At 46.2% G+C, this 25,593-nt stretch carries 20 protein-coding genes; 3 read left to right on the top strand and 17 right to left on the bottom strand.

The features are described from left to right. Positions 1 to 445: 445 nt before the first annotated feature. The 4 genes from QUB24_RS03250 to QUB24_RS03235 form a co-directional block, all read right to left on the bottom strand. On the bottom strand, positions 446 to 640 hold the full coding sequence (locus tag QUB24_RS03250) for a hypothetical protein (RefSeq protein WP_015211718.1): 195 nt from the start codon (positions 638 to 640) through the stop codon (positions 446 to 448). A gap of 408 nt (positions 641 to 1,048) precedes the next feature. After that, entirely contained in the window at positions 1,049 to 1,363 is a 315-nt protein-coding gene (locus QUB24_RS03245) for a hypothetical protein (RefSeq protein WP_015211720.1), read from the bottom strand. Then, positions 1,335 to 1,682: a hypothetical protein gene (locus tag QUB24_RS03240; RefSeq protein WP_333150583.1), complete on the bottom strand. Its 348-nt coding sequence runs from the start codon at positions 1,680 to 1,682 to the stop codon at positions 1,335 to 1,337. The genes QUB24_RS03245 and QUB24_RS03240 overlap by 29 nt, the downstream gene beginning before the upstream one ends. 100 nt (positions 1,683 to 1,782) lie before the next feature. Then, the gene (locus QUB24_RS03235; protein WP_333150581.1) at positions 1,783 to 2,367 is read right to left on the bottom strand and encodes a hypothetical protein; all 585 of its coding nucleotides are present in this window, start codon (positions 2,365 to 2,367) and stop codon (positions 1,783 to 1,785) included. A 325-nt stretch (positions 2,368 to 2,692) separates the two neighbouring features. Between QUB24_RS03235 and QUB24_RS03230 the strand changes: the two genes are divergently transcribed. Next, positions 2,693 to 3,865 carry an RNA-guided endonuclease TnpB family protein gene (locus tag QUB24_RS03230; protein ID WP_333150579.1) on the top strand — a complete coding sequence of 391 codons (1,173 nt, stop codon included), beginning with the start codon at positions 2,693 to 2,695 and terminating at the stop codon, positions 3,863 to 3,865. A 247-nt stretch (positions 3,866 to 4,112) separates the two neighbouring features. Here the strand turns inward: QUB24_RS03230 and QUB24_RS03225 are convergent, their stop codons facing one another. The 7 genes from QUB24_RS03225 to QUB24_RS03195 all read right to left on the bottom strand — a co-directional run bounded on the left by QUB24_RS03225 (position 4,113) and on the right by QUB24_RS03195 (position 14,539). After that, positions 4,113 to 4,334 (bottom strand): hypothetical protein, encoded by a 222-nt coding sequence (locus QUB24_RS03225; RefSeq protein WP_333150578.1) that lies wholly within the window; start codon positions 4,332 to 4,334, stop codon positions 4,113 to 4,115. A 721-nt stretch (positions 4,335 to 5,055) separates the two neighbouring features. After that, complete coding sequence (locus tag QUB24_RS03220) at positions 5,056 to 5,601, bottom strand: tyrosine-type recombinase/integrase (protein WP_015211723.1); 546 nt, start codon at positions 5,599 to 5,601, stop codon at positions 5,056 to 5,058. Positions 5,602 to 5,656: 55 nt separating this feature from the next. Continuing rightward, positions 5,657 to 5,860 (bottom strand): hypothetical protein, encoded by a 204-nt coding sequence (locus QUB24_RS03215; RefSeq protein ID WP_333150576.1) that lies wholly within the window; start codon positions 5,858 to 5,860, stop codon positions 5,657 to 5,659. A 236-nt stretch (positions 5,861 to 6,096) separates the two neighbouring features. Further along, the gene (locus QUB24_RS03210; protein WP_333150574.1) at positions 6,097 to 6,687 is read right to left on the bottom strand and encodes a hypothetical protein; all 591 of its coding nucleotides are present in this window, start codon (positions 6,685 to 6,687) and stop codon (positions 6,097 to 6,099) included. A 724-nt stretch (positions 6,688 to 7,411) separates the two neighbouring features. Further along, a complete protein-coding gene (locus tag QUB24_RS03205) occupies positions 7,412 to 12,034 on the bottom strand; it encodes a plasmid replication protein, CyRepA1 family (RefSeq protein WP_333150572.1) in 4,623 nt (1,540 codons plus the stop codon). Positions 12,035 to 12,578: 544 nt separating this feature from the next. After that, entirely contained in the window at positions 12,579 to 13,823 is a 1,245-nt protein-coding gene (locus QUB24_RS03200) for a helix-turn-helix transcriptional regulator (protein WP_333150570.1), read from the bottom strand. Positions 13,824 to 14,206: 383 nt separating this feature from the next. Beyond that, entirely contained in the window at positions 14,207 to 14,539 is a 333-nt protein-coding gene (locus QUB24_RS03195; RefSeq protein ID WP_333150568.1) for a DNA primase, read from the bottom strand. Positions 14,540 to 15,306: 767 nt separating this feature from the next. On the opposite strand from QUB24_RS03195, the gene QUB24_RS03190 reads away from it, so the two are divergent. After that, positions 15,307 to 15,630, top strand: coding sequence for a transcriptional regulator (locus QUB24_RS03190; RefSeq protein WP_333150566.1), 324 nt, complete (start codon positions 15,307 to 15,309; stop codon positions 15,628 to 15,630). A gap of 152 nt (positions 15,631 to 15,782) precedes the next feature. Continuing rightward, positions 15,783 to 16,058, top strand: a complete 276-nt coding sequence (locus QUB24_RS03185) for a lipase (protein ID WP_333150563.1) — start codon at positions 15,783 to 15,785, stop codon at positions 16,056 to 16,058. A 354-nt stretch (positions 16,059 to 16,412) separates the two neighbouring features. On the opposite strand, the gene QUB24_RS03180 is transcribed toward QUB24_RS03185, so the two are convergent. The 6 genes from QUB24_RS03180 to QUB24_RS03155 form a co-directional block, all read right to left on the bottom strand. Continuing rightward, positions 16,413 to 17,186, bottom strand: coding sequence for a hypothetical protein (locus QUB24_RS03180; RefSeq protein ID WP_333150561.1), 774 nt, complete (start codon positions 17,184 to 17,186; stop codon positions 16,413 to 16,415). 126 nt (positions 17,187 to 17,312) lie between these two features. Continuing rightward, positions 17,313 to 19,322 (bottom strand): hypothetical protein, encoded by a 2,010-nt coding sequence (locus tag QUB24_RS03175; protein ID WP_333150559.1) that lies wholly within the window; start codon positions 19,320 to 19,322, stop codon positions 17,313 to 17,315. 14 nt (positions 19,323 to 19,336) lie between these two features. Next, the gene (locus QUB24_RS03170; RefSeq protein WP_333150557.1) at positions 19,337 to 20,077 is read right to left on the bottom strand and encodes a hypothetical protein; all 741 of its coding nucleotides are present in this window, start codon (positions 20,075 to 20,077) and stop codon (positions 19,337 to 19,339) included. Continuing rightward, entirely contained in the window at positions 20,077 to 21,207 is a 1,131-nt protein-coding gene (locus tag QUB24_RS03165; RefSeq protein ID WP_333150556.1) for a hypothetical protein, read from the bottom strand. Before QUB24_RS03165 ends, QUB24_RS03170 begins: the two co-directional genes overlap by 1 nt. Positions 21,208 to 21,307: 100 nt before the next feature. Next, positions 21,308 to 22,315, bottom strand: coding sequence for a hypothetical protein (locus QUB24_RS03160; RefSeq protein ID WP_333150554.1), 1,008 nt, complete (start codon positions 22,313 to 22,315; stop codon positions 21,308 to 21,310). 5 nt (positions 22,316 to 22,320) lie between these two features. Beyond that, the gene (locus QUB24_RS03155; protein WP_333150552.1) at positions 22,321 to 25,572 is read right to left on the bottom strand and encodes a hypothetical protein; all 3,252 of its coding nucleotides are present in this window, start codon (positions 25,570 to 25,572) and stop codon (positions 22,321 to 22,323) included. Between the last annotated feature and the right edge of the window lie 21 nt (positions 25,573 to 25,593).

Raw genomic sequence — 25,593 nt, 5'->3', positions numbered from 1 at the left:
TCTTTCAAACACTAATCAGCGGTAGCTGAAATTTACACAATAATTAATTCAGGACTTACGCAAGAACAACGTATTTCTGTCATTACGAGGGTCGCGAAGTAATCGCAAAGCCTTGTTACACCGTTACAATGCGTAAGTCCTATAATTGATGGAGACGATAATAATAACTCTAACAGGACTTACGCATAACCTCTATATGTAGGGTGAGCCATAAGCACCTTACCGCTACCAATAGTGTATTTAAACACTTGGGGCGTAAGTCTTGTATAATTTGTTTTGTTGATTTGACTGCTACTCAAATTTTACATAGTTAGGACTTATGCACCCATCAAAAACTCTCCCAGTTATCAGTTGGATTGATAACTAGGAGAAATTGTGGAGAAGCGGAGTTATTAATCTAATGCAGGTACTTTGACTAATTCGACTTCAAAATAAGCTTGACCCATCAATCTTGAGGCAAAACTGGCTGTTCTTGACTATCAAAAATAATCACAAATGTGCGATGTTTAACCAACCGTTGCAAAACCCGCAGATGCTCATCTGCATCGTTTCTCTTGCGAAATCGCGCCACAACAATACGCTGGCAATTAGGAAGTAAGCGAATTAAGCACCACGGGTGCAACTTCTCAAAATAGGTCATTTTAACCTCCTGATAACAGTAACAAATTGTGTTTGTGTTTGATTACCTGCCATTACCTTAATTGAAACAATATTGTCAAAGACAGGTCACGGTGATATTGACAATTGACTATATTTGTGCTGAAACCAGCTCAAATTATTTTTTGATGCTGAAAAGGCTTGATGTATATAAAATCAAAAACAATAGTGGCGCGTCTATTTGGAAATGAGGCATTAGAAATCTCCTCAGAAACTCGCAGGGGAGAAGGGAGAAGGGGAGAGGGGGAGAGGGGGAGAAGGGGAGAAGGGGAGAAAGAGTTTCTTTGATCCATAACGGGTGCTGGGCCTCCGTGAAACGCTTTGAAGTTTATCAATTTGAGAAAACACGGGCAATTGTTCAATGCACTAATTTCAAGCAGACGCGCCACTACTAATGCACGCTATTATCTTCAGAAAGCCGACATAGCAAGGTTGCCAGTGCCTCTGGAATTTCCTCAAAATGTTCCAGCAGAAAGTCCATTACTGCCAGATGACGCAAATCGACAGGAGTAGGAAATCTTCGATTTTTTCCTTTTTTAAACCAACCCCGCACTGTAGAATTAGAACGGGAACAAATAAAAGCGATTTCCTCGTAACTCACCGCCCACTTGCCATAAAACTGCTTCGGCGTCATTCCCAATTGGCATTGGCTGTAAGCTGCAATTAAATTGCGCTCTCTATCTGTCAAAGTCTGCGGCTTTTTCATCCTCAAACCCCTCCAAATCTTCCTCCCACGCCGTATCAAATTGACACCAAGCTGCACTCTTGGAATCAGGAGCCAACCAAATTATGTAGCACCACATCCAACAGCAACGGCGCTGTTCGTAGTTGTAAAATTTGCCAATAACTATCCCCCAGTCACCTTCATCGCCAACACCCACCCAGCGCACTATCTCGCCGTAATCAAAGCGCGGGGGATGAATTTCGGCAAAATTAGCAGGCAATTCGATTGAAGGTGGCATCCCCTTCAAATCTCTTAGCGGCAGCGCCGAAATCAAATCTCGACTTCCTTTTAAGATTGACATAAGTTCATAGCTGTGAATCGATTGCACCTGACTTTTTTTGACAGGTTTTCAGGCAAATTTCTTGATAAAGAAATTGCAGCGCGATATTCCCCTAAATCAATCAACTGAAATCAAGCTGTGTAAATTCCTTTCTCCGGCATAATTGCCCTGTTTTGAAGTTAAATGCTAAGCCGTGACCCGGGCAGGTTCCTAAATTAGGGTGCTTGGTATTTGGCAAAAGTTTATAACCTTTGTGGGGGCAAATATTACCAGGCAGCAAGGAGCAATTCGAGTAAGCTTCCTCCAAGCGTGGCAAGAAGTTGTAGTCGGCTGAAAGGATTGGTATATTGCGGTAGCACAAGCGCACCACTTGTTTTATTTCGATAACTTCACAAGCTAATTGAACTCGTGCTTGCCAATCTTCAGCAGTTTCCCCATCTGTGAAGAATAAGTTGATAAGTCGGTCATGCCAAAAGCGAAAGTCAAAGTGATAGTGGAGCGGTTCAAACTTGAGAATTTCTGCATCAGAGTGCGGTCGCTCAGGAAGTATAGGAATCCAGAAAGGGATGATTCCCCCTGGAAATCTTGATTCAAAACTGGGAGGACACCAGCTTTTAACGCATTGTACAAGCGCTCTTTCTCCAATGGCTACTACTTGATTCTGTGTTTTATTTGTGTTACGGAAATAGGCAGAGTTTTTGGCCATTAATTAGTGTTGCTAGGAATTGGCACTAATACCAATCTCTCTCATAGTTACAAGGAAAGATTGCGTTCGCTTAATGGTAATGATTCTGTTGTCAAAAATTTTTAGGGATGCGTTGCAAAAATCTTGGCAGTACAGAAATCGCTGTCCAATTACCTTTATTAGCAGCTTCGAGATATCGCCGGATCGAATCTTCAGTTAGTTGTTGGTCAAGCCAATGCGTTAATTCCACTAGCTCCTGCTAAAATGGGTTAGAAACCCCGTGCTTCTAGCACGGCTTTACATTAGAACTTACGCATCTCACAGGATAATTGCTATAATGTGAGACATGACGCAAAAAGCCTTTAAGTACCGCTTCTATCCCACGCCTGAACAAGAAACCTTGTTGAGACGCACGATGGGCTGTACTCGTTTGGTCTACAATCGCGCCCTTGCTGTGAGAACACAGGCTTGGTACGAGCAGAAGAAGCGAGTCGGTTACAGCGATACTTCGGCAATGTTGACCGAATGGAAAAAGCAGGAATATCTGCAATTCCTCAACGAGGTTAGCTGTGTCCCATTGCAGCAAGGATTGAGACACCTTCAGAAAGCATTCTCGAACTTCTTCGACGGGCGGGCGAAATACCCCACCTTCAAGAAGAAACGCAACGGCGGCAGCGCAGAGTTTACCAAGTCTGCCTTCAAGTTCAGAGACGGGCAAGTCTTTCTTGCCAAGTGTTCTGAACCCCTGTCGATTCGCTGGAGTCGAGAATTGCCACCAGGTGCAACTCCATCGACCATTACGGTGAAGCTCTCGCCTGCTGGACGCTGGACAGTTTCCTTGCTGGTGGATGTCGAGATTGAGCCATTGCCAAAATGCTCCAGTGAAATTGGGGTAGATTTGGGTGTGACCAGCCTGGTTGCCTTGAGCGATGGCGAGAAGATTGCCAACCCCAAAGGCTTCAATGCGAAACGCCGCAAGCTCAGGAAAGCTCAGAAGGCGTTGAGTCGCAAGCTTCATGGATCGAACAATCGCCACAAGGCACGACTCAAAGTGGCAAAGGTGCATCAGTCCATCGCTGACGCGAGAAAGGATTTTCTTCACAAGCTGACCACTCGATTGGTGCGCGAAAACCAAACGATCGCCGTCGAGGATTTGGCCGTGAAGAATATGGTGAAGAACCCCAAACTTGCCCTCTCCATCAGTGATGCGAGTTGGGGCGAGTTGGTAAGACAGCTTGAATACAAGTGTGACTGGTACGGTCGTACTTTAATCAAGATTGACCGATGGTTTCCGAGTTCTAAGCGGTGTGGCAATTGCGGTCACATCATGGAAAAAATGCCATTGAATGTTCGGGAATGGGATTGCCCAATCTGCGGGGCGCACCACGACCGAGATATCAACGCCGCACAAAACATTCTTGCCGCAGGGCTTGCGGTGAAAGTCTGTGGAGCTAACGTAAGACCGGATAGGCATAAGTCTGATGGCAGTTGCGATGAAGCAGAAAGGTCTAAGAAGTGATTCTTGGAATCACCGTGGCTCAATTCCCGGTGAGGATGTCAAGGCGAGATAGCATCCCTCTTTGAATTTTGTGTGGTTAATTGAAAGGGAGCCAGTTAACTGAAATAGAAGTCAATCATAATTCTTAACAGCTAACTGGCTTTTTTGAGGGCGATCGCCCGTGATGAAGGCTTTCCTATGAATGTGAGAGTCCCTGCAAGTTGCTTCTGCAAGATAGGTTCTTTTAAAGTGCGGGCGATCGCATAAGCTAATTGCAGTAAAGCTGAATATTGCTTTCGCGGTTCCGCTGCAAGCTGCTGCCTGGTTGGACAATTAGCCGTTGTAGAAGTTTCGTTAGCCCTTTCAAACGTTTGCTGGCGAAAGAGTGAGAATTGTTTGTGCTGCTGAGAAATGCAGCGAAGGTTGCCATCTGTTCTTGTGCCTCATCCATGAAGGCAATAGCTGGATTTTGGGCAGAAGTGTCCATCATCAACCGCTTTTAAGAAAATGAATGCGTTCGTTATTGTTAAGAATGGACTCAACTTAAATGAGCAGGTCACTCCCAATAGCGGCGATAGCCGCTCTTTGACAAGGCCAAACCTGTCTTGTACTGACAAATTTGTCAGTTCAATCTTCTGACTATCAATGAATATCCCTAAATTTTCACAAGGGCTTTTCGCCCGAAAATAGCTTAATTATTTGAGCTTTTTTTTAGTGATATAGTAGTCGCTACCAACCAAAATTACCCCAAATATCTAACTTTTAAGGGGTAAATATTGGCGGTTTGTGGGTGTAATGACAATCAGGATTCCGGTGTATTTACTGCTGGTGTCGCACTGATAAGTACCTTCGGGTTGTTGATTGGTGGAGTCATTTTTAATGATTTGGGCATTTCCTAGCATTTGCAGCAGTAAGTATATATCTGCCCTTTGACTGGTTCCGTAAGATAGTTTTTATGGAGTTATGGGGATTACGTCAATTACAACTCAAGAGTCAGGAAAGCTTATTCACACTTCACTCTTGAGCAGGCGGCTCAAACCACTCAGGATTGTCGCGGATAGCAGTTGCCTTTGTTTTAGCTCAAATACATCCGGGAAGAAATGGGTAGCCATCGCGAGCCTTGCGTCCAAATATCGCCTGAATTCAAAGAAGACTTACGGGAGAGGCCTTCAACTGTTGAAACAATCTGGCGAACCAAAGTCGCGATAGCTTCACTTCAGAATCCCGAGTGCCTTGACAAGCTGTTCCGGCTGCACTTCTAAATAGCGCTGGAGGCTCGACAAATTTTTGTGACCTGATATCTCCATAATTACCCGCAGTGGCACCCCAGCATTGCTCAAGTTCGTGAGTGCTGTCCGCCTCATCGAATGTGTGGAAGCTCCCTTAATTCTTACCCGCTTGCAAGCTTCTTTAAAAATCAAGTCTGCCTGAGAGCGTGTCAAAGGCTTCGTACCCTCTCGCCCCGGAAACAAAAAACCCGCATCTGGATTGTAAGCCAATAAAAACTTAGCCAACATGGGATGTAGCGGCAGCGTTCGCGTTGCTGACTTGCCCTTAGTTGTCGCTTTCCGCAGCGTCACCACACCGCCAACAATGTCCTGAGTTGTTAAAGCTAACGCCTCTGAAATACGACAGGCACAATAAAAAGTCACAGCAAACAAAAGCCTATCCCTTGCTGTAACAAAACCCCGGTCGAACAGCCTAGATATTTCGGCGGGCGTCAAAATCTTAGCACGCCCGTTGCCTTGAACCTTCACGGCGCAGCCCTCCCAAATGAAAGCTCCCTTATTATTGGACGAAAGGGTACTTTCGTCAAGTCTGCCGAAAAGCTTTTATCGCTTGATGGGCCACTTGCGGGGCGCTGCGCCGAGGATGCCTCCGCCCGCGTCCTTTATTGCAGTTAGATTGGCTTTTATTGCTACTCAACTGACTTAAATTCTCAGGCAAATTGATAATTGGCAAGGTGGCGATCGCGTCTATGAGGTCTAGGAAGGTAACAGGTTTAATTGCCGCCATAACAGTACGCTCAAATAGAAGTGGCGCTTGTAATAATTTGATTATACTATTTTTTGATTCACTTTGCAAGTTGTTTTGCTAGTTTTGTTCCCCTTTAATAAAAAATTAGGATTTTATTGGAAAATCGCTTATTCTGGTCAAAAGAACTGCCCAAGCCTTCGTAAGGCTTGGGCATTGTTATAAGTTTCGGAGGGTAAACGAGTACGCTGGTTGGTTGAGAAACTTTTCGTTCGCTGTTAGGACACTGAACGCGCACTTTCACCTAGTTCGGAAGTAGCAGATGCTAGAGTATTTGCAATCACCGCTTTGGGAGCAAGCTTGAGGATGATAGGCATCACAATTAGGGGAGAATTTTCCAGCCGATTTTTGATTTGAGCCTGCAACCATTCAATAGAGGAATCAGAGCCGTTAACTTTTTGCTTGAACCCCAGTTCTGGCGCAGCAGCTTTGATGGCGCTAGCAATTTTGCGAGCTTGCCTAAGTGAAATTATTGAAGTATTAACGGCAGGAACTGAGGTTGTGCTTGCGCCTGAATGTGCGGCAAAATCAATTGGTTTTGCTGGTTTGTTTGGTGTTTTTTTGCCTGTGGTCTGATGGCGAGTGTGATGGGATCTGGCTGGTTTCTCAATTTCAATTGTTGCTCCATTTACGGCACTGCCAATACCATCGGATGGTGTTGCGACTGTTGACACATTTACTTGGGTTCGATTGTCTGTGAGTTCTTCTTGGGCTGCTTCAGGTTTGTGCAGGAATACTGAGGCTAAGCAAAAGAGAGTGGTAAAAAGGAAAGGGGGAAATAGTACATCGTTGATAGTTTGGATAGTCATATTAACAGAAAACTCCAAATCAAAATTTTCGCGGTAAGCATTGCTAACCTTTTTTAGATTGCAACAGTTGACAACATGGTGCAGCATGGCTACACGGGCTGAAAAAACGGATAATTAACTTCAGCCTTTTGGATGATTAACTGAGGAGAAATACACCTCCTATGATAATTAATTCAAAGGCTCCGACCTGCTGTACGAGGATCTAAGCGGTTTCAGGAAAGCGAAAAGTTGTGTTTTTTTTCTTTGCGATCGCCTGGCGCGTGACGGGCGCCAATGCGAGGGGACAGTGGCGAGTGAGCGTTCAGTCGCCACAATTAGCACTCTCTGCGGAAAGTGGTTTCAGTAGCTCGCTTTGTTTGTAGGCCGGGTGCGGGAATTGTTAGTTCAGCTGTCTTCCACTCCGCGACGGTAGGCGCGGAGATAAAAGTTAATCAAAAATTAATCGGACATTACTGTCATTTCACCCCTAACTTGGCACGCTAGATGGAACCATAAAATTGCACTAATAATGCCTGCAATGCTTAGAACTTCGTACCGCTGCTATAGAGGGAGCAAGCGCATAACTTACGTATACAAAAGCAGTAGCTTGCTGGAAGGATAAAGTGGCTACTGCTTTCGTTATGGGTGAAGTGACAATTACCGAATGAGCAACTTAAAAAGTATGTTGAGCAGCAGGCAACTCCTGAATAAATACTGAGCATCAATCGCGATCGCCATAAATAACTCATCCTGTCCCCCCTTCTGCAAGCTCTAAGCGGTGTGCGTAAGTGTTGACGAATTGCCCCGAAAACAGGGATTTCACCATTACCTGAGCCCCAGAAACAGCTCTAACGACATATTTCTGAACCTCACCGCAGAACCTCACCACCGAGCCAACTTTCAGCTCAGACGGTGCTATTTGGGGTACTTTTACCTCATAAGTGGGAATAGCATGAGTTTCGGGCTCTATCGCCTGATATGAAGCTGCAACTCCCATCTCTTCAGTTGTTAATGTCTCCCCAGGTGCAGCTTCCACTCCGAACACTTGAGTAGTGTGAGCCCATTCCTCATCCAGAGGCGACACACCCTCAGATATCTCTATATTATTATCCGACCCTGTGCCAGCAGTTCCCACCTCATTATTTTGTTGAGGCAAATCCTGAGAAAACACACCCTCTGACATCCCTATATTATTATCCGACCCTGTGCCGACAGTTCCCACCTCATTATTTTGTTGAGGAAAACCAAGAGGCGGCACAACCTCAGATATCTCTATATTATTATCCGACCCTGTGCCAGCAGTTCCCACCTCATTAATCTGTTGAGATAAACCAAGGGGAGGCACACCCCCTGACATCTCTATACTATTATCCGACCCTGTGCCACTAGAAACCCCTTCTAAACACTCTCGTGCACCTTCCGCCGACACTGCCTCTTTATCCCGCTGCTGCCAAACCTCAAAAATCGCCTCCCTGCCATCCTGGGGAAACTCAAACTGGTAAACCCTAATGCGTTTGGGCCGACCTTTAGCATCTCGTTCCTCCGACCTTTCTTGGCGAACCCGCCGCAAAGTAAAGCCTAGCTTACCCCTTAAAATATACTGCACCACCTCCATTGGTGTCATCTGAGGACTGACACTAATACCCAGAAAATCCTTAATATCAACACTGCACTGCTTCACTTGTTCCGCAAAAGCTATCACATCCGCGTCAGTCCCCCGGTACTCCCGGTTAACATTAAACAACGACTTTATTCCCAACGCCTTCAAAGCTTCCACACTTGCCGTCAGCAAACGCAAATCTTGAGGACACACCTTTCCTTGCCCCCTTTCCAGATGCCCCGCCAAGTGATTTTTATCTCGAAATCTGACCAACTCCGGGTCATAAATTAAATAGTAATGTAAGCGAATTTGAGGCAGCCAGCCAGCATCATCCTTCAACTTAAGTTCAGGCGTGATGGGCACTCCATAAGTCTCTTGTAATTGATACTTGCGCTGCTGGTTTAGTTCATCACGAGTCTTAGCCCGTTTGTCCTTCAATTCTAAGTATTTAGAAAAAGTAATGTCAGAAGCACTATTAACAGCCTGCGCTTCTAACAATTTATTCTCTTCCTTAATAGATGTCGCTTCTGCACGGATGCAAGCTGCTACCGTTTCCCGGCTATCTAACTCCGACTTTAATTTGCGGTCTTGCGACTCTAGTTCTTCCAACAAATCCCAATTTTGAGCATTGTTTGCTGCAAGCTGTCGTAACAGCAAAACTTTGAGTTCTTGTTGTAATTGATTCTCTCGACATAGCGAAACTGAATGCCCTTCAGCTTTTAAAGCTTCCCAAATTGCCTCCCTGTAGTTCCACATCCCAGCATTAATTCTCGCCCCCATTTTAGCCCAAGTCCGCAAGTGAATTGGGTCGTAAGCTTCATTAATGTCAAAATCCACGCCTTGCAACAATTTGAGATTGGTTGTGATGACTTTTTTCTGAGATTTGAGAATTGCTTGGTAACTCGAACTGCCATTACCAATTTTGCCCACACCAAAGGGCGCAGTCCAGACAAACCAAGGCACAGTTTCATCTCGAACTCGCGCTAGTGCTTGCAAAGCGTCATTGACAGCAATTGCTCCTTTAAAAATGCCGAAAACCGCTGTAAAATGATGGCGAAGGTCAATGCTAACTCCTGTGCCAATTGTGGGACTAGCGATGATGATGTCATAGTTTTGTATGAGTGTATTTAGTTGGTCAATGCAACCGTAAGCGGGATGATTTGGATCTGATACTGATTCGCTATCAATTCTGAGAATTCGCTGATGAGGAAAGCGTTTTTGCAGTTGGGTTTCAAGGTTGCGGCAAGACCAATTCCCTGTAACTTTTTGTGAGTCTTCTACAACCATAATGCGCGGTCGATATCGCTCTATAGGGTGAGATTCAGTAGGTTTTTTAAAGTTACATTCAGTAAAGTTTATTGGGCTACATTGTGCGGTTGTTTCACAATCACACTTAGCAGGGTTTTTACAGTCATATTCACTAGGGTTTTCCGAAACATATTTAGCAAAGCATTGAGAGTCACATTCAGTGAATTTTACAATAGGACATTCACCAGAGGTTTTCTGATAATATTCAGGATGGCTTTTACAGTCACATTCAGGATGGCTTTTACAGTCACATTCAGCGCCTTTTACAATAGGACATTCACCAGAGGTTATCTGATCATATTCAGGATGGCTTTTACAGTCACATTTAGCAGGTTTTACAGGACATTCCCCAGAGGTTTTTTGACCATATTTAGCACAGATTTCACTGTCATATTTAGCGCATTTTACAGGATATTGCTCAGAGGTTTTTTGACAATATTTAGCACAGATTTCACTGTCATATTTAGCGCATTTTACAGGATATTGCTCAGAGGTTTTCTGACAATATTCAGTAGGGCTTTTAGAGCCATATTTAGTACAGGTTATAGGAGAGCATTTGGCACGAGTGTTAAAGCCATATTCAGCACAGGTTATAGGACAAAATTTGGCACGGCTTTTTAACCCATATTCACCCCGGATTACAGGACAACATTTGACAGGGCTTTCAGAACTACATTCAGCAGGATTTTTACCACCAAATTCGGCACAGTTTAAGCTTATAGGACAGCATTCGGCACGGCTTTCAATGTCACAACAAGTGACTTGTTGAGACAGAATTTGCTCCATCTGCACATACAGCGAAGCTGGGTTAGAAGTGGCAAAGAACGTCACATCTCGCCCTCGTTTTGGCTGCCACTCATTGATAACAACCCAAGGAGAAATAGGAATACCTGCTATGGCTATTAGGTAGTCAATGCTGTAATCCGATAAATCTGCATCTTGGGCAACAACTAAGCCACCACTTGTCAAGACGTTGTGGATGAGTTCTTGCAGAGTTTGCAAGATGGCGACTCGGTTTTCGCGGCAAGTTGAACTGTTTAAGGCGTGCCAGATGACTTGTTCGCACTCATCAATGATGACGATCGCACCGAACCAGTCTTCTGGATTGAATTTAGCTTGAGATAGGGGGTGGAGGCTGTCTATGCACAAGCCATATCCGAACAGTTTACCCTCGGCTGAGTCTCTGGTTTCGTCGATGTAGTTGATTCCTAAGCTGGCACAGATAGCCCTGCCCAGTTGAATCCTATGGGTAATTATCAGCACGCGGCGATCGCCTGTGGAAAGGGATTGTGAGACTAAGTTGGTGAGGGCTTGGGTTTTGCCGGTGCCTTTGGGGGCTTTGATGCAGGCTAAACCGGACTCTGGATAGGGGAGTTTTCCCAGATAGCGAGAATTTAGCTTTAAAGAGGCGGGATAGGTTAAAAGCCATGATTCCCTATCAAGCCAGAATTGGAAGCCTTGCGCTTCATTTTTGAGGGCGCTGAAGGCATCGGAGCCCTTCGATACCACGAAATCGTCAACGCCTTTTTCTGGCCCTGGCAGGTTGATGACTTTGACGGGGCATTTGGCGGCAGTGAAAAGGCGGCCGAGTTTGCCAATTTCCCGGTTGACGTTCTGGACGGTTTGGCGTTTGCTGTCGCGGTCAAAGCAGATGTAGATGGAGCGTTCCTCTGTGGCAAAGTGTTGCAGTTCGGGGATGAGGTAGGGGTCGCATTTTTCCCCTTGAGGGGTTTTGGTTCTGACACCGCCGGTGACACCGGGGAGGGCGATGGCGGCGTAGCCCAGTGTGAGTAAGCATCCGGCTTTTTTTGCGCCTTCGACGATGATGACGGGGATGTTGTTGTCCCACACCCATTGCCAGAACTGAGGCTGGTTTGGGGATGAGGTAGGGGTCGCAGAGGGGCTGCACGGGCTAGAGGCAGAGGAGAGATTTTCGTCTTTCCTCTCCCCGTCTCCCCGTCTCCCCCGCTCCCTTGCTCCCCGTCTCCCCTGCTCCCCCTCTCCCTTGCTCCCCCGCTCCCCATCTCCCAAATCCTCTGGGTCGATGGGGACACCGTAGCGGGCTGCGACTTTTGCCCAGATGTGGTCTGGGACTTGCAGGAAGAAGGCTCTGGTGGGGGTTTTGGGGGGGTGTTCGTATTTGACGGGTTTGATTTTGCCTTTGGGGTCAAAGGTATTTCGGGGCTGGTGAGGTTTGAAGCAGCCCCAATACATGGGTTGCCAGTTGTTGAGGGGGTCAAGACCATTGCACCACCAGCCACCGTGTTCGATGTGGCTGTAGTGCTTTCTGGCCCACCGCCATTGTGCGTCGGGGTGGACTCTGCCGGAGGCGGCGTTGATTTCGTACAGGAGGTATTGGTACGGGGTGTCGCCTGAGAGGGTTTGGATGTTGAGGGCGATGAGGTCGGGGTCTACGCCTGAAGCCAGCCATTCGGACAGTGGGGAGATGAACGATGTCATTGGACACCCCCGGTGTTGGTGGAAGGTCGGGGCAGCCGGAAGCGGTTAGGCGGGGTTGAGGGGGCTTTTCGTAGGGGTAGGGGTGTTTCTCTGGTGTCAGCAAGGCTGCGGGCAATTCCCGTGCGTTTGGTTTGACGGCAATGCTTCCAGCACCTCAGATAAATTTCTCTCGTCACGTTTTATATTGGGCAGAATTTGAAATCAATCCTTAGCCTGTCTGACTCGGCTGCTGTGGTTAGTGACACTCCGTTAAACTACTCAAACTACTCAGGAGATTTTTAGGCGCTGAAAGCTATACAGGACAAAGGTTTCAAATTTACAACTTTTCCGAATACCCCCAAAACTTTTCCGAATACCCCCAAAACTTTTCCGAATACCCCCAAAGTGTTTAGGCGCTGAAACCATTGTCAGATAAGAGATTCAAGCAAATTTGCCAATTTTTTAGGTGTTTAGCGGTTTAAACACTCTGCTGCTCAAAAAGCTAAAAAGACCCCCTGAATTGGGAGTCTTTCCGCTGGATGCAAGATGCCTTTTGGTTGGCTAGTTACTCATTTAAGCCAAGGTGACGAATTATCTTGGTTTTCAGGCTGGGCTTGATGGTATGTGGATAGCAGCCGTTTTCAATCTGAGATAGCTGGGATGCTGAAATCCCCAGCTCTTTTGCCATTGTTCTCAGGCTTTCTCCCAGAGCTTTCCGAGCTTCTCTCACCCACTGACCAAAAGCTATGGGTTCGGTTAGGTTGGCTGCTGGCTGAGGTGACTTCCGCTTGCGGGCGGGTCTTTTTGGCGGTTGCGGTTGCTCTGGTTTTGGCTCTGGTTGTGGTGGGTGTTTGGGTAGCGCTTCTGGCTGGCGTAAAGTCCCGTTAAGCTGTAGCCAGGTTTCAAACCAGTGATTAGGCTTTTTGACTTTGCTGTTTGGATGCGCCCAGTCAGGGACATCGGGTTCGTAGTCAAAGAGGTAGGGGTATTCAAAATTTCCCAGTGTTTTCAGCCCTCGATCGAAGCTGCGCTTTAAATTCGAGGCAGTAACTCCGTTTCTCTTGGCTGTCTCTATGTCGTTCTTATACCCGATTCGCGTCAGCAGTGTTTCTATTTGATACCGACCGCTTTTGTGCTGTTGCAGGGCAAATAGGGCAAAATAAGCCAGTCTGAGAGCCATTTTTTCCTGGTAATAATCTAGTTTTAGCGCCTCGCTGGTAAGGTAGCCAAATTCCCGCAAGTATTCGTGACCTGCAAATTTGTCAAACCATTTGCCAGGGCGATAAGTGATTTCAATATCGATCAAGGTGTTTTTTTCTTGATGAAACACCTCGGTAATTTGAAAAATCTCCCAGAGATTGGAGTGTTCAATAGTAAATATTTTATTGCGTATCCGCCAAGCTTTAACGGAAACTTCTAATCGTTTTAGCAGATATCCATGATAGGCTAAGGCTCTTAGTTTTTCTTCTTTAGAAAGGTATCGGGCTGGCTGGCTATTGGCGTCTCGTTCGGCTTTTGGGATGTAGTGTTTCTTTTTGTTATTCTCACCAAAGTCAGCTAGGAGTTTAGATGCTGATACTGTAATTTGCTCTCTCCCGACTTCGGGCTTGCGGAAGGCAATCATTGCCAGTGCATAGTGCAGTTTGAGGGTTTCTTCTCCGAAGTTCTGGGCGATAATTTCCTTGGCTTGATAGGCAATTTCAGCAAAGTCTGTTAGGTCGAAACGATCGCGGATTTGCAATTCAACTCGACCTTTGGAAAAATCTTTGCGACCATTCAAACTGGTTTCGCTTATTTCCCAGAAATCCATACCAGTGACTCCAGCCGTATAGATTGTATCTGTGATTGCACTACTGGGGCATTCTTCGTAGAATTTTCTTTGGCAGAGGCGGGGTTCTGTAGATGACTTATGTGACCGTTGCGATTGCTTTGGCTCCGCGTAGGAGCTGTTGCTAAGGTTATTAGAGTCTATATTAACCTCAAGGTTTTGATTATCGCAGATTTTCTTGCCAGACATGGGGGTGATCTGTCTCCACCTGTTATGGTCGGTCCATCGTGCTTGTCAGGTTGATGGGTTTGCTAATTACAAAGTTTTCTCGCATTACGAAGTAAATCGCTCTTCTGTGGGGCCGTTGCGATCACTCACCCAGTAGCGGCGGTGGCAGGGCTGGGGGTAAATGTCAGCGATCGCTATCAACTCTCCTCCGTCTTCGCGGTTTCTGAGTTCTTTTGCTTTTGCCAGTCTTTGATTGCCCTAATGACTACGTAAGCAGCGCCGTTGGCGGCAATTGGCGTACCGGTGATCAGTCCGTAGCCTTTGGGGTAGCAGCGGTATTGAGTGCCATCGGCTTTGTCTACCGTCCAGCCGTTGGTTACGGCTTCTTTCATTTGGGCGGGAGTCAGTGGCTTTTGCTGCCAGCCCGTGCCTTGAGGGACTTTCTTGCCGTCGAGCAAGCAGAGTTGCCAGTCTTGAGGAATCCGCGACAAGCCCTGGTACAGGCGGGTGCTTAGGTCGTTGTAGTGCATTTTGGCTCCTATTCCAAAGGGTAGAGGAAGCCGAATGTTGGAGCAGCAAATGTCTTAAATACTAGAAATTCTAAGACATACCTATTGATTCAGTGCTTCTAATGGTTTAATATGGAAAAACCATCAAGGCAGCTTTAACAAGTCGGCCAGAGATGTACCATCATCAAAAGCTGGCTCTAACAAGTCGGCCAGAGATGTACCATCATCAAGAGTCGGCTCCAACAATTCGGCCGATAGATGTGATGTACCGCCATCAAGAGTCGGTTAAGTCCGGTCGATGGAAGTACAGTCAAGAGTCTGCCCGATCTGGCAGTTAACTCTCTCGTCAGATGACAACTTCAGTAGGTCCGGTGGCTATCGCTGTCAAACAGCCGTCGGTGTTTAATGTCTGGGAAGAGTCTAGTTCAGAAAAAAATCAGAATGGGGATTCTAAGGTTGTTTTTCTGTACAACTGTATCTCTTCCACTGGTAGAATAGCCTCACTTGCGATTCCGACTAGGATTAGGGTGAGGCAAAATTTTTTGAGGGTCTGATAAAAGTATTTATCATTTAACTAGCATATAGCCGAGTATAACTTTGATCAAGTAAAGAATTGTTACGTTTTGGGTCAAAGTATTAGTGGCTATCATTATCCCGTCTAAGGCTAGCGATTGGAGCTTAGATTAAGTTAGGCGAATCATACTATTGACTGTAAAACGAGTTATTCTGGTATAATACAGGCGATACAATTATGCCTGCGGCAACTCCTTAGCTATTAGAAAACAGGAATGTCAACGAAAGTAGAGGAAAATTTAGCGCTCGATAGTGGAATCCAGAAACGTCTCGGTCAGTTAATAGAGGCGTTGGTGGAGGATGAGCGCGTTGGTAGTTCTAGGGAACTAGGAAGGATTACAGGAGTTTCATTCAACACCCTGGTGAACTGGAGCGAGGGCAAAGCCGATCCCAGATTGCAAAAGTTAGTCCAGTTTGCCTATGCGATCGGTTGGTCTATGACAGAGTTGATGCAATATGCGGAAGGGGATGAAGATCCCTATGAGGCGATCACTCGTAAAAAAAAAGCACGACAGCAGAAATATCGGAAAGCATCTTAACAAGAGAAAAAGATCCATTTATTCAATATTTCAATGGCACGCTAACTGCCGAACAAATTCAGAAGCGCAACTTATTTTTACAGCGTATTAAAGCTGATTTATTACCGGATATAACATCCCGCAAAAGGCTTTATGTCTTGTTAATAGACAGTATGGCAGTTAAGGGTATTTCAGAATTAGATATCTTTGAAAAAATTTCCATTTCAGAGAAATTACTGTCGAAGATTCGGAATCTCGACATGGAATTTCAGTTCAGTCGTTCGTACTTAGAACAGTTAGCGCCCTATCTTTTTCAAGTGGAGGATTGGGAAGAGTTAAGACCTGTTTTTAAGGTGCCATACATCTCTTATCAAGGGTGGGTTGATAATCTGATTGAAGACTTACAAGTGGCTGAACCCCTATCTATAGCTATAGCTTCAATGAAATAGTTCCTAAAAAATGACCGATAAATTTGAGATGGGAAAGTAAGAACTGAGGTCAAACTTAGAGTAAAATAACCAAGTTTCTACTCTAGCAAGGCAGAAATAACCTACCAGTTCTTCAAAATCATGCAACAGTAGCAACAGTAGGTTGATTGTAGGAGCTCAACCCAACGATGTAGATTATTGGAAATATTTAGGTCAAGTCCTACAACTCCTGAAGTGACAAAATTAGCAGGTTTTTGATAAGGAAACCCTTTATTGATGAGTTGAGCATACCAGCAAGGATTTCAGGCTGTGAGCTAAAAACTGTCCGGACTGTTGCTTGATACGAAGTTGAAATTTCTGGTTGAGCAAACGGATTTAATTTCCTGGAGTTCGAGTTAAAGGAGGGAGCGAAGGAGATGGCGTTTTTGGAATTTCATACAAAGGTTCGCGACTCAACCCTAGCTGCCCTAGTGAAATAACAACAGACATTGATAGATTACTTTTCTCAGCAGCTTTAGCAATAGCTGTGCCATTTCGAGCTAGAGCGATGAACTCTCGAACTTTAAAGACAACGGAGTCATTGGGAGGCGTGTAACCTCTTCGGATGGCAATGTCTAATCCCCGTTCGATGTCGCTGAGCGCCGCCGTTCGATTGTCTGCTAAAGTTACGCTTGGCTCTTGCCCAGGCACTACCGTAGAGATGGCAATGCCATTATTAGTAGGTTGCCCGTCCCGGTGAACGACATTAAAGGTATAAAGGCGTTCAATTCCTTCAGGAGAGCGAGTTTTAACGAACAGGTTAGTAATGTTTGCTGTTGTAGCGCCAGGAAATTGTAAGGGTTGAATCGGTTGGACAAATATGGTTCTAGCTTGGTTAGTTTTTAATTCAGCATCAGTGTTAAAGACAGCCCTGGACGGATCTGCCAACCGGATGTACATAATGACTTCACCAGTCTGGCTAAAGTCAATAACGCTGGAACGGCCAGACCATACTTGAAGGTTGGTAGTTGTATTTGTTGCTGCATCTCTTCCTACAATTTTTAGCGCCGATGTTTGAGCTTGCCCAATATTGACATTGCTGAATGCAGTGGCAATTATTAAGGCAGGAGAAAGTAAAGCCAGACGAATTTTTCGAGTTAGTTTTTTCACGGTTATATTACCTCCAAGATTTTTGTATAAAGCCCCATCTGAGTAAGCCGAGTCGTGGAAAGAGGAAGCCCAAGAAGTGATTTTTGGAATCTCCGTTCCTTTAGGGCGGGGAGGATGTCAACTCCGTTATCTCTGCACTGTGACAAACGCATTGACAAATACCGAAACTTGAGTTCCTTCTGGTACGATCGCCACATTGCCTCGCTTCAAAAGTTCTTGCGCGTCGCGATCCGATCTTTCTCGCAGCCGTTGGGCAGTAGGTGTAAAGAATCCCTCTAAAGCGGCGGCTAGGATGTTAGGTTTAGGTGAGGTTGTGGTTTTAACAGCCGTACTGCCAAAAAAGCCGCTTTGCTGGCTGAAAGTTTCTTGGGCTGGCCGATTGATTATTTCTCCTACCCGCCCCAAGCTGCCGAGAATTCCCACTAAAATATCAGCCTTGGCTATTTCAGAACCTCTGTCAAATAAACTGTCGGCAATGAGAGGTTGGTTATCGATTCCGCGAACGATTAAGTATCCGGGAGGAATGGGTACTTGTTGGATGCGGCCAGCAGAATCGGGGTAAACAAGCGCCACCACGCTTTGAGAAACCAGTCGATTTCCGCGCGTGACATTTTCTACTTGAGTGATTAAGACGGTGCCAGATGGTAAGGCGATCGCCCCGTCAGTTCCTATCACGTCCTCGGTCAATTGGACGGCAAACCTTCCGGCTGTCGGGCTTTGACCTGCTTCGTCCCAAATCATCGGCACAATTACCTTGGCTTGAGCAGATGAGCCGATGGCTATCTCTTTCATTGTTGTGCTGTTTTCGGCCGTCGTGCGGTTGAGGATTCCAGCTTCTCCAGGGGTCATTCTATTGGCGTTTGCAGCAGAGTCAGTAACTCCAATGGCGATCGCTGGTATCTCTTGCATTGGTGCAGCCGATTGTGGGCTTTTTGGCGAACTGACTAGCATTGGCTGCGGGTTTTGAGAAATCGGCGGCACTGATTGCTGTTGGGGCAATGGGACTGGTGCAATTGCCACTGTGCTGGGAATTGTTGCCTGTGCTGCTGTTGGTGCAATTGCTACTGTGCTGGGAAGCGTTGCCTGTGCTGCTGTTGGCGCAATTGCTACTGTGCTAGGGGGCGGTGTCGTTACTGGCATTACTGACCGCACGGCAGGGTAACTTGTCGCTGTTATCCCCGGTGCGATCGGAAAAGTTGCCGAACTGGCAGCAATACCTTGACCATTTAGCTCTTTAATTTCTTGACCTCTGCTTTGCCCCAGAGAAGCTAATTGGGCCCAGCGCTCGTAAGGGTCTACTTTTTCTGGTGGTGGCACAGGTCGAAGTGCCAACGGTGCGGGCGGCGGGACAGGGCGCGGTAATGGCGTAGGATAAGGGCGCGGTGCAGGCGGTTGTGGCTGAGGAATGGTCTGTACTATCCTTGGCGGTGGCGGATTAAAGTTTTGAACCGGCCTCGGGGTTTGAGACCTTCTAGGGGCTGGTGCTGGTTTTGGTGCAGGTGTCGGTTTGGGAGCAGGGGTCGGTCGATTTTTAGGTTCAGGTGGCTGAACTTCTAACGTCCGCTGCTGATCTTGAAATGCCAGTCGGCTTTTTAGTTCTCCTGACTCGTCTTCAAAAACTTGCGCCGGTTTAGGGTTCGTCGTTTTTGCCTGTTGGCGGACGGGTTTAGGAGCAAAGAAGACAAACCAAAAGAATCCCAAGATGCCGAGAACTGCGCCAGTACCCATTAATACTGAAAACGTCCGAACTTCGGGCTTCTCAGAAACAGGATGAGTTTCTGCTCCTTCGTTGTCCTGTTTAATTCTGTATTCAGAGGTCAATAATTCATCGTTTTCTCCGTCATGCCCGGCTAATTCTCTTTCCTCCTCACGGCTCAACTTTTTGCCATTGCAGCTAGCGCCATTAGGAGCGTTAGCTGCCTGAAAACCGTTAGAACTGTTGGAAAAGTTATTGGCTCCATTAGAGGAGTTGTTGCCATTAAAACTGTTGGAAAAGTTATTGGCTCCATTAGAGGAGTTGTTGCCATTAAAAGGGTGGCTAGTTGTGCTGCTAGGCGGCGTACTGTAGGAACTTTCTTCAATTTCATCGGGTTCGCCATCAAATTCGCGCCCATTATGAAGTTCTTTTTCGTTCATGTTTTTACCTGCTATTACTTGGGTTTAAATTCGGTAATTTTGGTGATTTCTAAGCCCGCCGAGCGAAGCTCATAAACTTTCTGTTCAAAAGCTGAGGCTTGGCTACCTAGCGGCGGGGTTTGGATTTCTACTGCTTTGATTCGGAAAGTGCGATTGAAAGGAATTCTTTGATCGATTCCTGACGTGCGATCGACAAGCAACCGAGTGGCAATCATGTCAATCTCCCATTCGCCGGGACGGACTTCTCTGGGTTCGGATAAAAAAGAAATGATGACAGTTGCTCGCAATTGACCCGTAAAAACTTTATTGGGGACGAGTTCAGCGATGTCAGGGAGAGAAGCTTTGCCAAAATTGGGTTCTAGGAGTAACGAAGCAAAATAAGTGCTGGTAGGAACTCGTTTGGAATTGACTTTAATCCCTGAATCTGTATCGTTAGTTCCTGGTATTTTATTGTCCCAGTTGAAGGTTAACTCGGCCCAATTTTTGACAAAATTTTGGATGACTGAGGGATACCGAAAAAACCGATCTCGTTCTGCTACGTAGTAAGTTTGACCGTTGATTAGCTGGACTTGCGTTGTCTTCATAGCAGCTACCGAGTTGATTCGGTACGCGACGAAGAGGTGCAGAATTAGGGCGAGGATATTTACTCCAGTTAGGATGAGGAAGCACAATGCCAGCAGATTTTTAGCTTCTGGCAACAATGCAGACTGTGAAAATCTTTGTAGCTTCATAAAATCTTTCGGCAAGTGTGACATTACTTAAATCCTTTGTTCATCGCCAAATTAGCGGCTGCTCCTATGGCGTTGCTCAAAACATCGACGAGTTGTTTAGCATTGCTAGCAATGCCGTTGTATAGGGCAATTCCGCCGCCGCCGGCGATTAATAGGGCTAAGCCGGGTGCGAAAATGCTGATGAAAAAGAGGAAGGCGACATCGCTGGCTAATTCGGCTCCAGAATTGACTAGCACGGTGGCTGCTAGCCCGACAACGATGTTGTATCCAAGTTGGACACCAAATAAGCTCAGAAATCCAGTTGCCCAAGCCCAAATAGGTCTACCCTGCAAGGGAAGTAGCGACAGTCCCATGGCGATTGGGGAAAAGAGTGCTGTTAGTAAAAGGGCTGCTTCAAGGATGTTGACAAACGCCCACTGGATGCTATAAAGAATGAATCGGACGAGCGGTATTGCTTTTTCTCGAAACACTGAACCGGGGTCAGTTATGAAAGTCGTGGCATCTTGAGCAGCACCGAGCAAGCTATTATTCCACAGTGTTTCACCAAAAGCCCGCAGCGCTTGGAGAGGGGCAGAACCGGCGGCTTGCCTTTCAGCTTCGCTAACGATTTTCTGAGCAGCTTCTTGCTTGGAATTCCAGCAGGTTACCAGTTCTTGTCCGACTTTATTTCGGCATTCACCGTAGAGATTTTCTAGTTGTTGGCGGCCGATATTGCTGATAGTGACATTGGCGATCGCGTCCCTAAATGTCATTTCTCCTAGTTGCGCTTCGAGGACACTCTGGACTTGTCTGTAGGCAAAACTTCTAGTAAAAATGACGGTATTGGCTAGCAATTTGCCGTTAGCGCCGAGGAACAGCATGATGACGAGCGGCCAGACGAACAGTGCTGCCAGTTCTGACCATGACTGCTTTTCGATAATGTCTTTCCCGCTGCTTAGAGTTAAGAACAGGATGCTGATGGCTGCTAGGGTGATGCCGAGGGATACTAGACCGACCCATAGCCCAGAAGCGATCGGGTCAATCGTGCTAATCCAAACTTTGTCCCAAGATTCTGAGGTAGTCTTAGCCAGGTTAATTGACTCGCTAACGATGTCCAAGGATGATCCTTCTGCACCACTCGTCGGTGGTGTAATTTGTGCTAAAAACTCTTTCATTTTCACCTCGGAAAAAACTTCAATTTTGTATTTGATAAGGCGGTTATTCAGTACACAAACTAGGCAGATTATCGCGGATTTAAGTTAACTGCTTGAAGCATTAATTGGGAGCGACAAATCTGTTAGTTGAAATCGGGGTTGTGCTGCTGTCATTCGGTTTTCCCAAATAGCCACCGCCGGGGAGCATCAGCATTCCCGCCTGATAGCTGGCTTGGTTTCCAGACGCAGTGCTGCCTCGGCGCTCTCCCGTATTGAGCGCGGATATTTCCTTAGCAGCTTGCGATAGCAGCACGTTATTAATGGCTCGATCTGTGCGAGCTTGCTGAGCTTCCTGTAAATTTCGCATCTGGACTTGTGCGCTCAATGCGGTCTGTTGGGATAGGTTTTGGAGAATTTGTTGAGTAACGTCGAGGCTCTGGGATTCTTCGCCCAATTGGACGTTTTGTTCGGTATCTTGGCGAGTGGCTTCTAATACTTGGAAGCTGTTGTTTTGAGCTTCTTTGCTGAGGGTTGCTCCATCAGCTATGCCGATAGCGGCACTGCGCTGAGCTTGAGCGTCTAAGTCAGACATGATGTTATATGAACCTTTGCCGTCTAATTTGCTCGATTTAGTTTCGAGTAAATCTGATAGTTTTGTTCCTTCTGTCTGGGATGTTGGAGCTTTAATAATTTGGCTGCTGACTTGGCTCAGATCGGGAATTTGGATGGCTCCGAGAGAGGAGGAAAGGAGTTCGTTTAAGGAGCCAAATAGCTCGTTTTGCACGAAACCTTGGATGTCGCCGATAAAATCGTTGACTTGTTTGAAAACATCTTGAATGGGTGCTAAGAAACTTCCCGCAGTTGGGGTTGGAGGTTTCACGGTCATTTCTTGTGTACTTGGCAGGAAAATGTTTTGGGCTGGAGATTTCACAGTCGCTTCTTGTGTACCGGGTACGAAAACGCTTGGGGCTGGAGTTTTTACAGTCGCTTCTTGTGTACCGGGTACGAAAGGAGGAGTTGTTTGAGCTAAACTTGGCCTGACTTGAACGATTAATTCCCAACTGGCTAACAGGGAAACTGCTGCTAGTTTTGTAGCAGGTTGCTGCATTAATTGAAGTTGATATTTCATGGCAGTTATTTGGGGATTTTTGCAAAAACTTGAGACTTGTTACTGCGAACGTCGGATGCTACTTTTGGCTGAGCATTGCCAGCTATGGTGGCAATTTCTAAATTTTGACCAATGCGGTCGAAGCCTTTTCCTTCTTTCACCGCTGCAATGTATTCTTGGGTGAAATGCTTTAGCCCTTGAAGCTGCCCTTTGAGAGTAGGAGGATATTGAGCCATGATGCGATCGCGGGCTTCTTTTTCATTTTGGTTGTTAGCAATTGATGCCAACATCATCTCTCCGGGGTAGAATCGCGATCGCCAAAATCTTCCTCCTTTCTCAATTAGCCAGCAGGAGTAAAGGTCAGCAGCTCTGGGCAGAAAAGATTCTGTGGCATTGGAACTGATAATTTGCGGGTCGTACCCTAAATATTTGTGAGCGGCTGCTACCCCAGAATTGGTGATTCTGCCGGTAATTCGGTAGACCATATTTTGTAGAATTTGTGCTCCTGCGGAACATTCGCAGATAGCATCAAAATCTTGGCTTAATAGCAAGACAGCTATGCCATCTTTTCTGCCAGTGGCGCAAAGTTCGCCGACAACTGATGCAAAACCATCTTTTTTAAGCAGCACGCTCAATTCATCTCCAATAAATAAGCTTTTGGGGTGAGAAAGAGCGTTGCGGATGCAAGCAGCATGGGCGTTAATTGCCATTAAATAGGCATCTTGTTCGTTAGACAGTCCCGATAGGGCAAAGAACTTAACAGCAGGTTCCGGCGAAAACGTGCTGGGCTGACCGATGGCTTTTCCCAAGCGGGATGTTAGCAAAGCATTTCCTTGGCTGAGGATTTGATTGATGGCTAGTCTATCCAGTTCTTCAAAGGACTTAAGATTGAGCCTTTCTTTGCTGCAAAACCTCAGTAAGTCTTGGAGAGTTGGTATTTGCTGCCATTCGGGCGATCGCCAACCTTTTTCAAATGCTTTGTTGTACCGAGCGATGATTTCTGGATCTCTGAGGTACATATCGAGCATTCGTAGGATAATTGAATCTACTCGCTGGGCTAGGTGGGGGTTGTGAATTTTGCCCATGGCGATCGCCACCACAGCTTTGCGGATAAATTCTTTCCAAGATTCCATCCGCCGTTCTCTTTCAGCTTTGTCGAACTTGCGAAGGTCTGGCGGTTCTACTAAATTGCTAGACCCTTGGCTGATGTCGTAATATGCGCCTTGGTCGCCCAAAAGTTCGATCGCGGTTTTGAAGGTACTGTTACCCCCGCTGCTGATGTCCATCCCGACAACAGGGATGTTATTCGCCAGAGCTTCAATGGCAAAACGCCACCCCAAAACGCTCTTGCCTGAACCAGATTCGCCAGTAATTAAAGCGCGACTAATTTGGCTGTAAAACAAGTCGATAAAAATTGGCTTTCCGCCTCGATGGGTGATAAATTCAACTCCTTTTTTATCCAAGTCGCGGGGAACTGTTAGTGGCAGAATTCCAGCGGCAGTTTCAGTGTCGAGGGTGAGGCGGCGTTCGCTCAAAAATGAACCGCTATGTAGCAACCATTTCCAAGTAATCGGTAGGCATTGCAACCAAATATCCCAGGCAACGTTCCGCTCGCGGATGACTTTCGCAGTTCCAAAACTATTAGAGAGTACGTTGCAGGCTTGGCTCAATTCTTCGGCAGTATTTCTGTACACTAAAAAGGCAACGGCTGCATTTAGGGGTACGGCTCCTTGGTAAAGCCTTCGCTGGGCATCGAAAGATTCCTCCTGTTTAATTTCAGCGCCAATATCGCGCCCTTGCCCTTTAGTTATAGCTCTGCTACTAGCGGCTTTTGCTCCTTTAGCTTGTCGGGCTAAGTTATCATTAATTACAAGGGAATTTCCGGCGCTAATTTCTATCCAAGCTTCTGTATCGCGGACGTAGCTTGAGGACATCACCTCCCAAATCCATTTCAATTGCTGGCGGGTATTAATCCAGCCTGCGGGCGCGTCATACATTGTCAGGACAGCGCATTCTTTTCCCTTTCCGGTGAGATAGACGCGATTGTTGGTCTTGCGGTGTTCGGGGCAGGAGGATATGCCATTCGTTCCTTCAATTAAAACTGTACAAATGTGTTTTTCAGTTGTCTTAATTTCGATGAGTTGATAGCCAGAATGGGTTTCTTCAAGTTTAACAATTTGTGGAATTTGCGGTGGTTTACTGCTGTTAAATCGTAGCCACAGCCACTCCCAGAGTTCTGATGAATTCATGGGACTAATTTCTAGCCCCATTTTGGTATTCAGGAGAATTTCCCAGCGGAGGAATCCTTGTTCAAAAGAGTTGAGAAGCAGCTTGGTGTAAAATTGCTCTCTGTAAATTCTGGTGTTGCCTGCAATGGTTTCCACAATGGAATCGCACAATTTTTTGACTCCATCAATGGCTTTGCCAATGAAATCCCGGGAGATGGTTTCGCCTTCGTTATCGGCTGTCCAAGTACAGAAAGCAATTTGCTCCCATACTTGTCTAGTACCTTGATTAGTTTGTTGTTGGAGGCGGCGCTGTTCATTTCTGAGCAGTACAGATACGGGTTGGAGTTCAGCGGTGTCAGCTAGTTGCTCTAATTCTTTTTGCCGATCAGCATCGCTACTGTAACAACCGGTGCAGAAAGTGATTTTTTCACTGGGTGGGATGTCTTTCATTCCTTCTTCAAGAGAAGCTGCAAATGCCGATACTTCGCTCCTAAACAGTAGGTTGTGAAGTCCTCGGAGGCGGAATCCAAATACCAGTTGGTAGCTAGTCCCGTTATTGAGAAGCATCCCAGACACTTGTCTGCCATCTTTTTCAATTTCCACCAAACAACAGAGGTTAATTTCATTTTGGAAAGGCATAAATTTGCTCCTTCCCCCATATTGATTGGGTACAATTTTGGGTTTCAATTTGATGCGGATTTGTGAATCGTAAGGTTTGCCTTGGATGCTAGGAGGGCGCAGGGAAGAGATGGGAGAAATATAGAAGCTGTCGCCGCTGCACCACTCATCTCCGGGGGGCTTGCGGAATTTGTCAGTAAAGAGGTGGGGTTGATTTCCTGTGAGGAGCCACCAGCTTACAATCAGCCAAAGCGAGACAGTGAAGAACCAACCCAATCCCAGGCTAAATAGACCCATTGTTAAGGTGTAGGCAATGGCGGTTAAGAAGCACCAAGGTAGAATTTGATTGGCAGGGATGAACCCGATACTTGCTTGTTTGCCCAGGATTTTATTGACTCTGATAAAGTCTTTTTCTGGATCTCGTAAAGCCATTGGTGACTCCTTTTTTTTAGT

Origin of the sequence: Microcoleus sp. B9-D4, from assembly GCF_036705105.1 — a bacterium.
Classification (GTDB): domain Bacteria; phylum Cyanobacteriota; class Cyanobacteriia; order Cyanobacteriales; family Microcoleaceae; genus Microcoleus.
This window is presented reverse-complemented; position numbering and strand designations above follow the sequence as displayed.